The following is a 14923-nucleotide window of genomic DNA, read 5'->3' on the forward strand; positions in this document are numbered from 1 at the left end:
GGCCGGCGCCCGTCCGGGGAGGGCCGGGGGGCGGCGGGCGAGAAGCGGGCCATCGGCGTCCGTCAGGAGCGGGTGCGGGACCGGGGGCCGGCGCCGGCCGGGCTGACGCGGCGGCGTAGGGTGACCACGCCCAGCGCGGCCCCGGCCAGGAGCGTCGCGAGCCCGCCGTAGAGCAGCAGGCCGCCGGTGCTGTCACCGCCCGCCGTGCCACCGAAGCCGGTGGCCGGGCCGCGGCTGGGCTTGTCGGCGGCCACCACGTTGAGCATCGTCGACGCGCTCTTGCCGTCCGGGCAGTGCAGCCGGACCCGGTAGGTGCCGGCGTCGGTGCCCTCGGGCACCAGCGCCGCAGCGGTGAGCAGACCGTTCTGCGGCTGCACGGTGATGGTGCCGAAGGCCGGTGACTCGACCGTGGCCGGCGCGTTGTTCTCGGTGCAGCTGGCCTTGATGCCCACCAGGTGGCCGGCGCGCACGGTGCTGGGGTTGACCTGGACGTAGGTGTCGGCGGCCTGGGCGGGAGTCGCGAGCAGCAGCACGCCCGCCAGCGGGACCGCACCGGCGATCAGCACGCCGATCCGGCGGCGGAGAAACACCACGACCCCTCCTGGATGACCGGCGTCACGGACGATGCGGCCGGCGGTCGGTCGGGAAACGGCCAGCCAGCCGACAGAGAAATCCTCTCATCCGAGGGCGTCGAGCACACGGGGTTGACCGACGGGAGATGTCCGGCTCTTCGGTTGGCGTAGGCTTGCCTCCCTGTGACCCTCGCCGAACGACCGATCCGGACATTCCACCCCCGGCAGGGACGGTTGTCCGAGCGCCACCACGACGCCCTTGAGCGGCTCTGGCCCGTACACGGTCTGCTGGTGCCGGAGCGGCCGGGCGCGCCGTGGGACCTGGCGGCGCTGTTCGGGCGCCGGGCGCCCGTGGTGTTGGAGATCGGCCCGGGGATGGGCGAGGCCACCGCGGCGATGGCCGCCAGCGACCCGGAGCGCGACTACCTCGCCGTCGAGGTGCACACCGCCGGGATCGCCAACCTGCTCGCGCTGGTCGAGCGGCGGCGTCTGACCAATGTCCGGATCGCCCGCGGCGACGCCGTCGACCTGGCCCGGTACGCGCTGGCGCCCGACTCGCTGGCCGCCGTGCACATCTTCTTCCCCGATCCGTGGCCCAAGTCCCGTCACCACAAGCGACGCCTGATCCAGCCGGCGCACGTCGCGCTGCTGCGCTCCCGGCTGGCGCCCGGCGGCGTGCTGCACTGCGCCACCGACTGGTCCGAGTACGCCGGGGTGATGGCCCGGACGCTGGCCGCCGACCCGGAACTGGTGAACGAGTTCGCCGGGTACGCGCCCCGGCCCGACTGGCGCCCGATCACGAAGTTCGAGCGGCGCGCCCTGTCCGCCGGCCGCCCGGTCCACGACCTGATCTTCCGGCGCCGGTGACCGCCCGGAGCCGCCCCGCCGGGGTGAAACCGGGGCAGACCCGGCGCCGCTGGCGCTCGGCGACCGATCAGTGCACCATTGACCGGCCATGACGCTCACCGCACAGCTGCCCGGCAGCGCCGATCCCGATTCCCTCTTCGACGCCTTCGCCGGCTGGGCCAAGGAACAGGGGCTCGACCTCTATCCGCACCAGGAAGAGGCGCTGATCGAGATCGTCTCCGGTGCCAACGTCATCCTCAGCACCCCCACCGGCTCGGGTAAGTCCCTGGTCGCCACCGGGGCGCACTTCGCGGCGCTGGCGGCCGACCGGTCCGACTCCCCCACCGGCTGCCGGTCGTTCTACACCGCGCCGATCAAGGCGCTGGTGTCGGAGAAGTTCTTCGCCCTCTGCGAGGTCTTCGGCGCCGAGAACGTCGGCATGCTGACCGGCGACGCCAGCGTCAACGAGACCGCCCCGATCATCTGCTGCACCGCCGAGATCCTGGCCAACATGGCGCTGCGCGACGGCGCCCGCGCCGACGTCGGCCTGGTGATCATGGACGAGTTCCACTTCTACGCCGAGCCGGACCGGGGCTGGGCCTGGCAGGTGCCCCTGATCGAGCTGCCGCAGGCGCAGTTCGTGCTGATGTCGGCCACCCTCGGCGACGTCACCCGGTTCATCGACGACCTGACCCGGCGTACCGGGCGGACCACCGCCGTGGTCAAGTCCGCGCAGCGGCCGGTCCCGCTGATGTTCACCTACGCCACCACGCCGCTGCACGAGACCCTGGAGGAGCTGCTCAGCACCCACCAGGCCCCGGTCTACGTGGTGCACTTCACCCAGGCGGCGGCCCTGGAACGCGCCCAGGCGCTGATGAGCGTCAACGTCTGCAGCCGGGCCGAGAAGGACGCCATCGCCGAGCTGATCGGCAACTTCCGGTTCACCGCCGGCTTCGGGCGTACCCTGTCCCGGCTCGTCCGGCATGGCATCGGCGTACACCACGCCGGGATGCTGCCCAAGTACCGTCGGCTGGTCGAGACCCTGGCGCAGGCCGGCCTGCTGAAGGTCATCTGCGGCACCGACACCCTCGGCGTCGGCATCAACGTGCCGATCCGCACCGTCCTGTTCACCGCGTTGTCCAAGTACGACGGCGTGCGTACCCGGTTGCTCAAGGCCCGCGAGTTCCACCAGATCGCCGGCCGGGCCGGCCGGGCCGGCTACGACACCATGGGCACCGTCGTCGTGCAGGCCCCCGAGCACGTCATCGAGAACGAGAAGGCGCTGGCCAAGGCGGGCGACGACCCCAAGAAACGGCGCAAGGTGGTACGCAGGAAGCCGCCCGAGGGGTCGATCGGCTGGGGACGACCCACCTTCGACCGGCTGGTCGAAGCCGAACCGGAGCCGCTGACCTCCAGCTTCGCGGTCAGCCACTCGATGCTGCTCAACGTCATCGGTCGGCCCGGCGACGCGTTCGCCGCCATGCGGCACCTGCTCACCGACAACCACGAGGACCGGGCCGCGCAGCGCCGGCACATCCGGCGGGCGATCGCCATCTACCGGGCGCTGCTGGCCGGCGGGGTGGTCGAGCGGCTGCCCGAGCCGGACGCCGAGGGCCGCTCGGTGCGGCTCACCGTCGACCTGCAGCTCGACTTCGCGCTCAACCAGCCGTTGTCGCCGTTCGCGCTGGCCGCCATCGAACTGCTGGACGCCGAGTCGCCGACCTACCCGCTCGACGTGCTCTCGGTCATCGAGTCCACCCTGGACGATCCACGGCAGATCCTGTCGGCGCAGCAGTTCAAGGCCCGCGGCGAGGCGGTCGCGGCGATGAAGGCCGAGGGCATCGAGTACGAGGCCCGCCTCGAACTGCTCACCGAGGTGACCCACCCGAAGCCGCTGGCCGAGCTGCTCGACGCCGCGTACGAGATGTACCGGCAGGGGCATCCGTGGGTGGCCGACTACGAGCTGCGCCCCAAGGCCGTGGTCCGCGACATGTACGAGCGCGCGATGACCTTCGTCGAGTACGTCAACTTCTACGGGCTGTCCCGCTCCGAAGGGCTGGTGCTGCGCTACCTGGCCGACGCGTTCAAGGCGTTGCGGCAGACCGTGCCGCCCGACGCCAAGACCGACGAGCTGATCGACCTGATCGAGTGGCTGGGCGAGCTGGTCCGGCAGGTCGACTCCAGCCTGATCGACGAGTGGGAGCGGCTGCGTAACCCGGCCGCCGAGGGCGTCGAGCAGGTGCTCGACGAGCGGCCACCGGCGGTCACGGCCAACCTGCGGGCGTTCCGGGTGCTGGTACGCAACGCGCTGTTCCGGCGGGTGGAGCTGGCCGCGCTGCGCCGCTGGGACGAGCTGGGCGCACTCGACGCCGACTCCGGCTGGACCGCCGACGACTGGGCCGACGCGCTGGAGCCGTACTTCGAGGCGTACGACGATCTGGGCACCGGGCCGGCGGCGCGCGGGCCGGCGCTGCTGATGATCGACCAGCAGCGGGACCGGTGGCTGGTGCGGCAGATCTTCGACGACCCGGACGGCGACCACGACTGGGGCATCAGCGCCGAGGTCGACCTGGCCGCCTCGGACGCGGCCGGCGAGGCGGTGCTGCGGATCACCGACGTCGGCCAACTCTGACTCGCCCGTTCATTGCCGGGTTGACCCGTCCCCGGTAACGATCCGCCACTGTCGGCATATCGACGGCCTTCCCGGAGTGTCCGCGGTGTCCTTATGGTGGAGGACCGGCAGAGCCGAGCCGGCCGAGTTGGGACAGGGGATGCCGTTGTGCGTGGGCAGCTGCTGGCGACCACCCAGGACAAGCCACCGGCTGAGCGGCTGGCCTACTGGAACGAGTTGATGGCCACCTCGCTGGGGCTGATGAACGTGCGGAGCGAGAATCCCGACGAGTTCATCGCTTCGGTGCGCACGACAAACCTGGGCGCGCTGAACCTCGCGCTGCACCGGTTCCCGTCGCTGCGCGTCACCCGGAGCCGGTCGATGGTCCGGCCGTCCGACCCCGACCTCTTCCTGATCAACCTGACGCTACGCGGCGGCGGCGTCATCCAGCAGGCCCGCAACCGTTGCGTCGCGAGGGTCGGCCAGCTCAGCGCCTTCGACTCGTCGACGCCACACGAGATCGACTACGTCGAGGGCGAGGGTGGCACGGACAGTACGGCGCTGACCCTGCAGATCCCCCGCGCCCTCCTGCCGGTCCGTCCCGACCTGGTCAAGCGGCTCTACGCGACCTGCCTGACGCCGGAGCCACAGGGCGTCGGCGCGGTGCTCATCAGCCACCTGGTGGCGGTCGCCCGGCACGCCCACCAGCTCCGGCCGGAGGACGCGACCCGGCTCGGGGGCATCACCCTCGACCTGGTGGCGGCGACCATCGCGCACCGGCTTGATCGGGAGGCCGACCTTCCGCCGGACACCCGGCAGGCGGTCACGTACCGGCAGGTGCTGGCTTTCATCGAGGCCCACCTCGCCGGTCCGGAGCTGACGCCCGCGTCGATCGCTGCGGCACACCATGTTTCGGTGCGTAGCCTGTATCGGCTGTTCGCCGCCGAGGGCCGGACCGTGGCCGGATGGATCCGGCACCGGCGGCTCGACCGCTGCCGGCGTGATCTCGCCGACCCCCGGTTGGCCGGCCAGCCGATCCACGCGGTGGCCGCCCGGTGGGGCTTCACCGACAGCGCGCACTTCACCCGGCTCTTCACCGCCGCGGTGGGCATGGGTCCGCTGGCCTACCGGCAGGACCAGCACCTGATCCGGTGAACGTGTCGCTGGCACCGGTAGTCAATCGGTTGGCAGGCAGGTCCAATGACGAGATCTGGCCGATGGCTGATGCTTGACCCGGCGGTGGAGCCACGGCCTCGGGGGACGTGGCTCCGCCGCCGGGCGACGGAACGCTCCGCCACGGCACCGGCGCGCGTTCCGTCGACCCCGCGTTCACCCCTACCTGCCCCGGGCCGCTGACGGCCGTTCACCGCACCGCAGGCACCGGCTCCTCCGCGGCGGCGGGCGCGTTCCCGGGTGCCGTGCGGCGTACGCCCCGGATGAGCAGGTAGCCGATCATCCAGAGCTCCCCCACGGTGGCGGGGATCACCAGCGCTTCGACGATCACCGCAGCGTCCGGGGTGAGGTAGCGCAGGAAGCTGCTGAGCAGGTAGCCGACCCCGCCGGCGACGAGTATCCAGCCGAGCGCGGCGGGCATCCAGCCGGACCGCAGCACGCACCAGCCCATCGGGATCAGCCACAGGCCGAAGAAGATGCCGCCCACTCCCCACAGGTTGTTGCTCATCAGATAGAGCAGTTGCACGTTCGCCGCCGGGTCGCCGACCGGATCGGCGGCGAGTTCGACGGCGGTGCCGGTCAGGGCCGCGCTGACCAGGATCGCGATGGCGTTGACCAGGCCGAAGACGGCGATGCCGGCGGCCGGGAACGGGTCCGCGGCGCGGAAGAGCCGGTAGAACCACGCGGCGGCGAACGCCTGGGCGACGACGGTGGCGAGCTCCAGCGCCACCCCGAGCCGGGCGAGCGAGCCGTGCTCGACCAGGTTGGCCAGGGTCGCGGCCGGGTCGTCGGCCACGAAGATCCGGGACCGGATCAGCAGGAAGCCGAGCCCACCGGCGATGCCGAGGGCGAGATACCACAGTCCGGTCACCCGGGCGGTACGGATCAGGGGGTGCATCGTCACTCCTCGGTCGAACCAACCTTACGACGTAAGGCAACCATACGTTGTAAGGTCAAGACAAGAGGTGAGATGCGAAAATGGCGGAGCGGACCTCCCGGCGGCCCTTGAGCCGCGAGCGGGTGCTGACGGCGGCGATCGCCCTCGCCGACGCGGAGGGGATCCAGGCGTTGACGATGCGCCGGCTCGCCGCCGAACTCGGCGTCGAGGCGATGTCGCTCTATCACCACCTGCCCGGCAAGGAGGCGCTGCTCGACGGCGCCGTCGAGGCGGTGGTCGCCGAGATCGGCGCCGCCGTCGCACACCCGGACGCCGACGGCGACCCGCACGGCTGGCGCCTCCGGCTACGGCGCCAGTTCTCCGCCGCCCGCCAGGTCATGCTGCGCCATCCGTGGGCTCCCGCGCTGCTGGGATCGCGCCGCAGCATCCCGGTCGCCGTCTTCGCCTACTACGACGGGATCCTGGCCACGCTGGTCGGCGCCGGCTTCTCCTACCGGATCGCCCACCGGGCGCTGCACGCCTTCGGCAGCCTCCCGCTCGGGTTCGCCCAGGAGCTGTTCAGCCCGGCAGCGGCCGGCGGGAGCATGGACGCCGACGCCGCGGAGGCCGACCTGGCCGCGCTGGCCGAGGCGCTGCCCCACCTGACCGCCATGGTGCAGTCCGAGATGCACGCCGCCACCGACCCGACGCTCGGCTGGTGCGACAGCCAGACCGAGTTCGAGTTCACCATCGACCTGCTCCTGGACGGACTCGAACGCCACCGCGGATGACACCGGGCGCGGCAGTCCCGGCTGCGGCTATCGCGGGTCCAGGCCGTGCAACAGCCCTTCGATGAACGGCGCCTTGGCCGCGCGGTAGCGGGGACGATCCTGTGCGTCGGCGGCCGCGAGGAGCCGCTTGAGCCGTCCGTACTCGGCCGCGTCGGCGGGGTTCTCGCGAAGGTGGTCCCGGAACCTCAGCAGCGACCGCCAGTTCTCCGCATCGGCCTCGACGATGTGCAGGTGATGGGTACGCCAGCCGATGTCAGGAAAGCAGAACGACCACTTCCGGGCCGCCTCGTCGCCCGGCTCCGGCGCGTGCGACCAGCCGATGCCGGACATCGCCGACCCGAAATCTCCGCCGCGGTAGTCGGGAACCCGGGCCAGCATGTCGATGATCGGCTTGGCCGCCAAACCCGGCACCGAGGTGCTGCCGATGTGTTCGACCGGACCGGCCAGCCACGGACCGAGGGCGGCCTCGACCCGCGTGCGCTGCCGCTCGAAGGCGGTCGGCCAGTCGCTGTCGTAGTCGACGATCTCGATCGGATCGCGGCGCCGGCCATCGACCCCAGACTCCTCGGTCACCCGCCCAGACTATCGGCGCACCAACCTCGCAACCGGCCCCGACGACCCACCGATCAGCAGCCCTGACGAGCCGGATTCCGCTGGGCGAAGCGGCGTGGATCTATTAGAATGGGTGTACTAATTCGGCTCCTGACCTGGGAGTCCGCCCCTTGATCCGGGAGGACAGCCGTGCCCGCGCCCACCTCCGCCGCACCCCCCGCAGCCGCCCCCACGACCACGCCGTCAATGCCCGCCCCGACCCCATACGCCACTCTGCTGGGCTTCACCCGCTACGTCGACCGCACCGGCCCGGCCAAGGCCAACTTCGTCGGGAGCCTGCGCAAGCAACGGGCCAGCCGGTCGGGCTTCAACCCACACGGCCAACTGGTCAAGGCGCTCAAGGCCGACATCGCGTTCCGCACCGGCGGCCGGCACCTCGCCGAGATCGTGACGGTCGTCAAGCCGCGCTGGCGGCCGCTCTACGAGGCGCTGGTGCCGGGCGCGACCACCTACCTGCGCTCGCTCGGCGAGCCGCCGGCCGCCGCGTTGGCCCAGACCCGCGACGCCCTCGGCATGGTCGGCGGCCTACCCGTGAAGATCAACCCCCACCTCGGCCTGCGGTACGACGACGGTCACGCCGAGGCGGTCCGCCTGCACTTCGACGAGTCGCCGCCCAGCGAGGAGGCGGTGCTGGCCACCCTGCACCTGATGGCCCGGCACATGGAGCACGTGCTCCCGCACGCCGAGCCGGTCCTGGTCGACCTGCGCCGGGGCGTCGCCCACCGGCGCGACCCGGCGGCCCGCGCCGACCAGATCGAACGGTGGCTGGCCGGCGAGGCCGCAGCCTTCGCGGCGATCTGGTCCACCCCGGCCTGACCCGGTTGGTCCCGGCCGGCCACCGGTCGCCGGCCGGGACCACCCTCGGCGAAGCCGCGCGGCGCGAGGCTTCCAGCGCGCGGCCACAGGGCGGTTCCGCCCACGACGCAAGGCGGTTCCGGGCCGCGCGGCACAGAGCGGCTCCGGGCCGGACGACGCAAGGCGACTCCGAGCCGCACGACGCAAGGCGGCTACGGCGCGTTCAGCCCCGCGCGATGATCTCGCGGGCGGCGGACTCGGCGCGTTCGATCGGGATGGCGAAGCCGATGCCGATCGAGCCGTTGCCCTCCAGGGTGGCGATGGCGGTGTTCACCCCGATCACCTCACCCCGGGCATTCACCAGCGGACCACCGGAATTGCCCGGGTTGATCGAGGCGTCGGTCTGGATGGCGCTCTGCCGGTTGCGCCCATCCAGCCGCACCTGGCGCTCCACCGCGCTGACGATGCCGGCGGTGACGCTGCCGGACAGCCCCAGCGGCGAACCGATCGCCAGCACCGACTCCCCCACCACGATGTTCTCGGTCCGGCCGAGCGGCAACGCCCGCAGCTGCGCGGCCGGGGCGATCCGCAGCACCGCGATGTCGGTGTTGCGGTTGCGACCGACCAGCTGGGCCGAGATCCGCCGGCCCTCGTTGCTGACCACGGTGATGTCGCCGCCGGAAGCGATCACATGGTCGTTGGTGACGATGTGCTGCTCGTCGTCGAGCACGAAACCCGACCCCGACGAGCTCTCGTCGGCGTTGTCCACCTGCACCGACACGACCCCCTGCAGGACCCGTTCGGCGACGTTCACCCCGGCCCCGGTCAGATTGGCGTTGGCGCCGACGTTGCGGGTCCGCAGCTCGGACGTGGCGAAGTACCAGGACGAGGCGTACCAACCGGCGCCCGCGCCACCGCCGGTCGCCAGCAGGACCAGCACCAGCCCGGCCAGCAGCAGTCGGCCGGTACGACGCCTGGGGGCCGGTGACTTGCCGTCCCAGACCGAGCCCGGCGGCAGGTTGGACCGGTGCCGGGAGAAGCCGGCCGCCCCCGGTGGCGCGAGAGGCGCCGGGTAGCCGTCCCACGGCGGCCCGCCGTGCCGGGTGGACGGCCCGTCCGGCGCCCAGTGATCGTCATCGGCGGCCCGGCCGTCCCCCGCCCACTGACCACCCTGAGCCGACCCGTCGCGGTCGGCCCGGTCCTCGCGCTCATCACGGTCTGCCCGGTCATCATGGACCGCCCGGTCATCACGGACCGCCCGGTCATCACGGACCGCCCGGTCATCACGGACCGCCCGGTCATCACGGACCGCCCGGCTGTCACCGGCCGACGGTTCGGCACGCTCCCACTGGTCGTCGTACGCCGCCTGGCTGTCGCCGGTCGACGGGCCGCGGGTCGACTGGCCGGAGCGGGTCGACTGGCTGGAGCTGGTGGAGCGGCGGTCGCGGATGGATCGGTTCTCCCACGGCGCCGGCACGTCCCATGGCGCCGGCCCGCCCCGGGGCGGGAGGTCGGAGCCGGCCAGCTCGGTCGATCGGCTCAACCGGCTGGGATAGCCGAACGGGTCGGGAACCTCGGGCTGGGGCGGCGGGGTGGGGAACCCGGGTGCCTCGGGCAGGTCCTCGGGGTGGCCGGTCGGGACGGCGAAGGTGCCGGGCAGCGAGAAGCGCGACGGCGGAAGCGGATCGACCGGCGGAATGTCCAGGTCAGTGCCACTGTCGTCCCACGTCGATCTCACCGAGGCCTCCCCACAATCCGACACCGCTCGACCAGACATACGCACCGCAGCCAAAAAGGTGTCAACAAATCCGGAACTATCTGAGCCAATTTCGGCTCCACCCTCACCGCGCCAAGATCCATGACGGTGGGGGTGACCGGGAACTCAGGGGCGGGGAGGGGGGTGGGGTGCATATTCTTGGCGGCGTCATGTCGAAGCCAGCCACCGCCCCCACGCCCGCCGTACTACCCGGACATCGCGAGCTGCGGGAGCGGCTGGCCGAGGTGATGCTGCGCGACCAGCGCCGGATCGAACGCCGGCTGGACGGCCTGCGCAAGATCCGCGACGCGGGCCGGCGGGCGGCTGCCACCGGGCAGGTGGCGGCCGACCTGGAGGCGGCGGAGCGCCGGCTCGCCGCCCGCCGGGCGGCGGTACCGCAGATCGACTATCCGGCCGAGCTGCCGGTCAGCGCGAAGCGGGACGACATCCTGACCGCGATCCAGGACCACCAGGTGGTGATCGTGGCCGGCGAGACCGGCTCGGGCAAGACCACCCAGTTGCCGAAGATCTGCCTGGCGGCCGGTCGGGGCGTGCGGGGCCAGATCGGGCACACCCAGCCGCGCCGGCTGGCGGCGCGCACGGTCGCCGACCGGATCGCGGAGGAGCTGGGCACCCAGCTCGGCGACACGGTCGGCTACAAGGTCCGCTTCACCGACCAGGTCAGTGACCGGACGCTCGTCAAGCTGATGACCGACGGCATCCTCCTGGCCGAGTTGCAGCGCGACCGGATGCTGCGCCAGTACGACACCCTGATCATCGACGAGGCGCACGAGCGCAGCCTGAACGTCGACTTCATCCTCGGCTACCTCAAGCAACTGCTCCCCCGCCGGCCCGACCTCAAGGTGGTCATCACCTCGGCGACCATCGACCCCCAGCGGTTCGCCGCGCACTTCGGGGACGCCCCGATCATCGAGGTCTCCGGCCGGACCTACCCGGTCGAGGTCCGGTACCGCCCACTCGTGCTCACCACCGGCCCCGCCGACGACCCGACCGGCGGCCCTGACACCGACACGACCGCCGCCGTCGACAGCACCCCCGTAGCCGCCACCGGCGATACCCGCACGACCGGCGATCCCAGCGAAACCGGCGACGCGGGCGACTCCGGCGGCGACAACGTGCGCGACCAGGTGCAGGCCATCGGCGACGCGGTCACCGAGCTGGCCGCCGAAGGTCCGGGCGACATCCTGGTCTTCCTCAGCGGGGAACGGGAGATCCGGGACACCGCCGACGCGCTGGGCCGGCTGGTCCAGTCCCGGCCGGCGTTGCGCGGCACCGAAATCCTGCCGCTCTACGCGCGGCTCTCCACCGCCGAGCAGCACCGCGTCTTCCAGGCACACACCGGCCGCCGGGTGGTGCTGGCCACGAACGTCGCCGAGACATCGCTGACCGTGCCCGGCATCAAGTACGTGGTCGACCCCGGCACCGCCAGGATCTCCCGCTACAGCCACCGGCTCAAGGTGCAACGGCTGCCGATCGAGCCGGTGTCCCAGGCGTCGGCCAACCAGCGCAAGGGCCGCTGCGGTCGGACCTCGGACGGCATCTGCATCCGGCTCTACGACGAACAGGACTTCCTCGCCCGGCCCGAGTTCACCGACCCGGAGATCCTGCGCACCAACCTCGCCTCGGTGATCCTGCAGATGACGGCGATCGGGCTCGGCGACATCGCGGCCTTTCCGTTCATCGACCCACCGGACCGGCGCAACGTCACCGACGGCGTGAACCTGCTGCACGAGCTCGGCGCGCTGGATGCCACCCCCGGCCGGACCGAGCTGGGGCTGACCCCGCTCGGTCGGCATCTGGCGCAGCTTCCGGTGGATCCCCGGCTGGCCCGGATGGTCCTGGAGGGCGAACGCAACGGCTGTGCCACCGAGGTGATGGTGATCGCGGCCGCGCTGTCCATCCAGGATCCCCGCGAGCGGCCGGCTGACAAGCAGGCCCAGGCCGACCAGACACACGCCCGCTTCGCCGACCCGGAGTCGGACTTCGTCACCCTGCTAAACCTCTGGCGCTACCTGCGCGAGCAGCAGACCGCGCTCTCCTCCAGCGCCTTCCGCCGGATGTGTCGCGCCGAATACCTCAACTACCTACGGGTACGCGAATGGCAGGACATCGTCAGCCAGCTCCGGCAGGTGCTGCGCACCCTCGACGACGGCGCCGCCGGCCGTGGTGCGGCCAAAGGCGGCCCAACCAAAGGCGACGCAGCCCGAGGCGAGGCAGCCAAAGGCAACGCAGCCAGGGGCAACGCGTCCAGAGACCTTGCGGCCAGCGACGGTGAGGCCCGGGCCGAGGGAGACGGCCCAGAGCTGGACGCCGCGCGGATCCACCAGTCGCTGCTGGCCGGGCTGCTGTCACACGTCGGGTTCCGCGACGTCATCGACAAGACCGGGCGGCCGGCGCCCGAGGCCGGCGGCCGGCCGGCGGGCGCCCGCAACGAGTACCTCGGTGCCCGGGGCGCCCGGTTCGCACTCTTCCCGGGCTCGGCGCTGTTCCGTCGGCCGCCGCGTTGGGTGATGGCCGCCGAACTGGTGGAGACCTCCCGGCTCTGGGGGCGGATGGCCGCCCGGGTGGAACCGGAGTGGGTCGAGGCGCTCGCCGGGCACCTGGTCAAACGCTCCTACAGCGAACCGCACTGGGAGAAGAAGCAGGCCGCTGTGCTGGCGTACGAGAAGGTCACGCTCTTCGGCCTGCCGCTGGTCACCGGCCGGAAGGTGAACTTCGGCCGGATCGACCCGGCGCTGTCGCGGGAACTGTTCATCCGGCACGCGCTGGTGGAGGGCGACTGGGAGACCCGGCACCAGTTCTTCCACGACAACCGGGCCCTGCTCGACGAGGTGTCCGAATTGGAGAACCGGGTTCGGCGCCGCGACATCCTCGTCGACGACGAGGCGCTGTTCGAGTTCTACGACCAGCGGCTGCCCGCCGACGTCGTCTCCGGCCGGCACTTCGACAGCTGGTGGAAGCGCGCCCGCCGCGACCAGCCGGACCTGCTCGGCTTCGAGAAGGCGATGCTTGTCAATCCGGGACGCGGCGGGGTGACCGAGGAGGACTACCCGGACGAGTGGCGCGCCGGTGATCTCAGCCTGCCACTGACCTACCGGTTCGAGCCCGGCACCAGCACCGACGGGGTCACCGTCGACGTGCCGTTGCCGATGCTCAACCAGGTCAGCCCGGACGACTTCGACTGGCAGGTGCCGGGGCTGCGCGAGGAGCTGGTGATCGCGCTGATCAGGTCGCTGCCGAAGGCCGTACGCCGGAATTTTGTTCCGGTGCCGGACCACGCGCGGGCCGCGCTGGCCGCGATCACGCCGGGTCGGGAGCCGCTGTTGGACGCGCTGGCCCGGGAGCTGCGCCGGCTGACCGGGGTGCTGGTGCCCCGGGACGCCTGGGACCTGACCCGGTTGCCGGCCCACCTGCGGCCCACCTTCCGGGTCGTCGACGACGAGCGCGGGTCGGTCGCCGAGGGTAAGGACCTGGCCGCGCTGCAACGCCAGCTCGCTCCGGAGGTACGCCGGACCGTGGCCGCCGTCGCGCCGGAGGTGGAACGGCGCGGGCTGCGCCAGTGGAGCATCGGCACCCTGCCGCGCACCATCGACCAGGTCCGGGCCGGTTACCAGGTGACCGCCTATCCGGCGCTCGTCGACGAGGGCGACAGCGTCGCGGTGCGGGTCTTCGACTCCGAGGCCGAGCAGCGGCAGGCGATGTGGGCCGGCACCCGCCGGCTGCTGCGGCTCACCCTGCCGTCGCCGGCGAAGTTCGTCTCCGGGCGGCTGACCAACGCGGAGAAGCTGGCGCTCAGTCGCAACCCGCACCAGAGTGTGCTGGACCTGCTCGACGACGCGGCCGGCGCGGCGGTCGACAAGCTGATGGCCGAGGCGGGTGGGCCGGCCTGGGACGAGGCCGGCTTCGCCGCGCTGCGGGAGAAGGTCCGCGCGGGTCTGGTGGAGACCGCCGTCGAGGTGGTCGACCGGGTCCGCCGGACGCTGGCGGTGGCGTACCAGGTCGAGCAGCGGCTCGGCCGGACCACGGACCTGGCGCTGGTCGCGGCGCTGGCCGACATCCGGGGGCAGCTCTCCGCGTTGGTGCACCGGGGCTTCATCACCGAGGTCGGCTACGCCCGCCTCGCCGACCTGCCCCGCTACCTGGCGGCGATCGAGCGCCGGCTGGACCGGCTGCCGACCAACCCGCAGCGCGACCGGGAGCAGCAGGCCCGCATCGAGCAGGTCCAGCAGGAGTACGCCGACCTGGTCGCCGGCCTGCCGCCGGCCCGCCGGGCCGACGACGCGGTACGCCAGCTGCGGTGGATGATCGAGGAGCTGCGGGTGAACGTCTTCGCCCAGGCGCTCGGCACCCCGTACCCGGTCTCCGAGCAGCGGATCTACCGGGTGATGGATGAGGTGGAGGCAGGCTGATGAAGATCGTCGACGACGACCTGTCCGGGCCGGAGATCGCCCGGTTCCTCGCCGAGCACGTCGCGCAGATGCGCTCGCTCACGCCGTTGGAGAGCAAACACGCCCTCGACCTGGACGGGCTCCGTAAGCCGGAGATCACCTTCTGGTCGGTGCTGGACGGTGCCACGCTCGTCGGCTGCGGTGCGCTCAAGCGGCTGGACCCGGAGCACGCCGAGGTGAAGTCGATGCGGACAGACCCGGGACGCCGACGCGGCGGGATCGCGTCGCTACTGCTGTCGCACCTGATCGCCGAGGCGGGCCGGATGGGGTTCCGGCGGCTGAGCCTGGAGACCGGCTCGGCCGACTTCTTCCTGCCGGCCCGCCGGCTGTACGCGAAGTTCGGGTTCGAGGTCTGCGAACCGTTCGCCGACTACCGCCCCGACCCGCACAGCGTCTTCATGACCAGGGTGCTCTGACGGAG

11 protein-coding genes are annotated in these 14923 nt (G+C 72.0%); 7 read left to right on the forward strand and 4 right to left on the reverse strand.

What is annotated here, in order from left to right:
• Nucleotides 1-62: 62 nt before the first annotated feature.
• On the reverse strand, nucleotides 63-593 hold the full coding sequence (locus O7627_RS19140; protein ID WP_278094889.1) for a hypothetical protein: 531 nt from the start codon (nucleotides 591-593) through the stop codon (nucleotides 63-65).
• A gap of 162 nt (nucleotides 594-755) precedes the next feature.
• Between O7627_RS19140 and trmB the strand changes: the two genes are divergently transcribed.
• The 3 genes from trmB (at nucleotide 756) to O7627_RS19155 (ending at nucleotide 5184) form a co-directional block, all read left to right on the forward strand.
• A complete protein-coding gene (gene trmB, locus O7627_RS19145; protein WP_278094890.1) occupies nucleotides 756-1439 on the forward strand; it encodes a tRNA (guanosine(46)-N7)-methyltransferase TrmB in 684 nt (227 codons plus the stop codon).
• A gap of 88 nt (nucleotides 1440-1527) precedes the next feature.
• On the forward strand, nucleotides 1528-4050 hold the full coding sequence (locus O7627_RS19150) for a DEAD/DEAH box helicase (RefSeq protein ID WP_278094891.1): 2523 nt from the start codon (nucleotides 1528-1530) through the stop codon (nucleotides 4048-4050).
• A 147-nt stretch (nucleotides 4051-4197) separates the two neighbouring features.
• Nucleotides 4198-5184 carry a helix-turn-helix domain-containing protein gene (locus O7627_RS19155; RefSeq protein WP_278094892.1) on the forward strand — a complete coding sequence of 329 codons (987 nt, stop codon included), beginning with the start codon at nucleotides 4198-4200 and terminating at the stop codon, nucleotides 5182-5184.
• A gap of 208 nt (nucleotides 5185-5392) precedes the next feature.
• On the opposite strand, the gene O7627_RS19160 is transcribed toward O7627_RS19155, so the two are convergent.
• On the reverse strand, nucleotides 5393-6100 hold the full coding sequence (locus O7627_RS19160; protein WP_278094893.1) for a DUF4386 domain-containing protein: 708 nt from the start codon (nucleotides 6098-6100) through the stop codon (nucleotides 5393-5395).
• 80 nt (nucleotides 6101-6180) lie between these two features.
• Here O7627_RS19160 and O7627_RS19165 point away from each other — a divergent pair, with 80 nt between their 5' ends.
• Nucleotides 6181-6870, forward strand: coding sequence for a TetR/AcrR family transcriptional regulator C-terminal domain-containing protein (locus O7627_RS19165; protein WP_278094894.1), 690 nt, complete (start codon nucleotides 6181-6183; stop codon nucleotides 6868-6870).
• A 27-nt stretch (nucleotides 6871-6897) separates the two neighbouring features.
• Here O7627_RS19165 and O7627_RS19170 read toward each other — a convergent pair whose 3' ends face one another.
• Nucleotides 6898-7443: a GrpB family protein gene (locus tag O7627_RS19170; RefSeq protein ID WP_278094895.1), complete on the reverse strand. Its 546-nt coding sequence runs from the start codon at nucleotides 7441-7443 to the stop codon at nucleotides 6898-6900.
• 225 nt (nucleotides 7444-7668) lie between these two features.
• Between O7627_RS19170 and O7627_RS19175 the strand changes: the two genes are divergently transcribed.
• Complete coding sequence (locus tag O7627_RS19175; protein ID WP_278094896.1) at nucleotides 7669-8298, forward strand: hypothetical protein; 630 nt, start codon at nucleotides 7669-7671, stop codon at nucleotides 8296-8298.
• A 202-nt stretch (nucleotides 8299-8500) separates the two neighbouring features.
• On the opposite strand, the gene O7627_RS19180 is transcribed toward O7627_RS19175, so the two are convergent.
• Nucleotides 8501-10015 (reverse strand): trypsin-like peptidase domain-containing protein, encoded by a 1515-nt coding sequence (locus O7627_RS19180; RefSeq protein ID WP_278094897.1) that lies wholly within the window; start codon nucleotides 10013-10015, stop codon nucleotides 8501-8503.
• 188 nt (nucleotides 10016-10203) lie between these two features.
• On the opposite strand from O7627_RS19180, the gene hrpA reads away from it, so the two are divergent.
• Entirely contained in the window at nucleotides 10204-14463 is a 4260-nt protein-coding gene (hrpA, locus tag O7627_RS19185) for an ATP-dependent RNA helicase HrpA (protein ID WP_278094898.1), read from the forward strand.
• Nucleotides 14463-14918 carry a GNAT family N-acetyltransferase gene (locus O7627_RS19190; RefSeq protein WP_278094899.1) on the forward strand — a complete coding sequence of 152 codons (456 nt, stop codon included), beginning with the start codon at nucleotides 14463-14465 and terminating at the stop codon, nucleotides 14916-14918. The genes hrpA and O7627_RS19190 overlap by 1 nt, the downstream gene beginning before the upstream one ends.
• Nucleotides 14919-14923 lie beyond the last annotated feature (5 nt).

The organism is Solwaraspora sp. WMMD1047, assembly GCF_029626155.1.
Lineage (GTDB): Bacteria > Actinomycetota > Actinomycetes > Mycobacteriales > Micromonosporaceae > WMMD1047.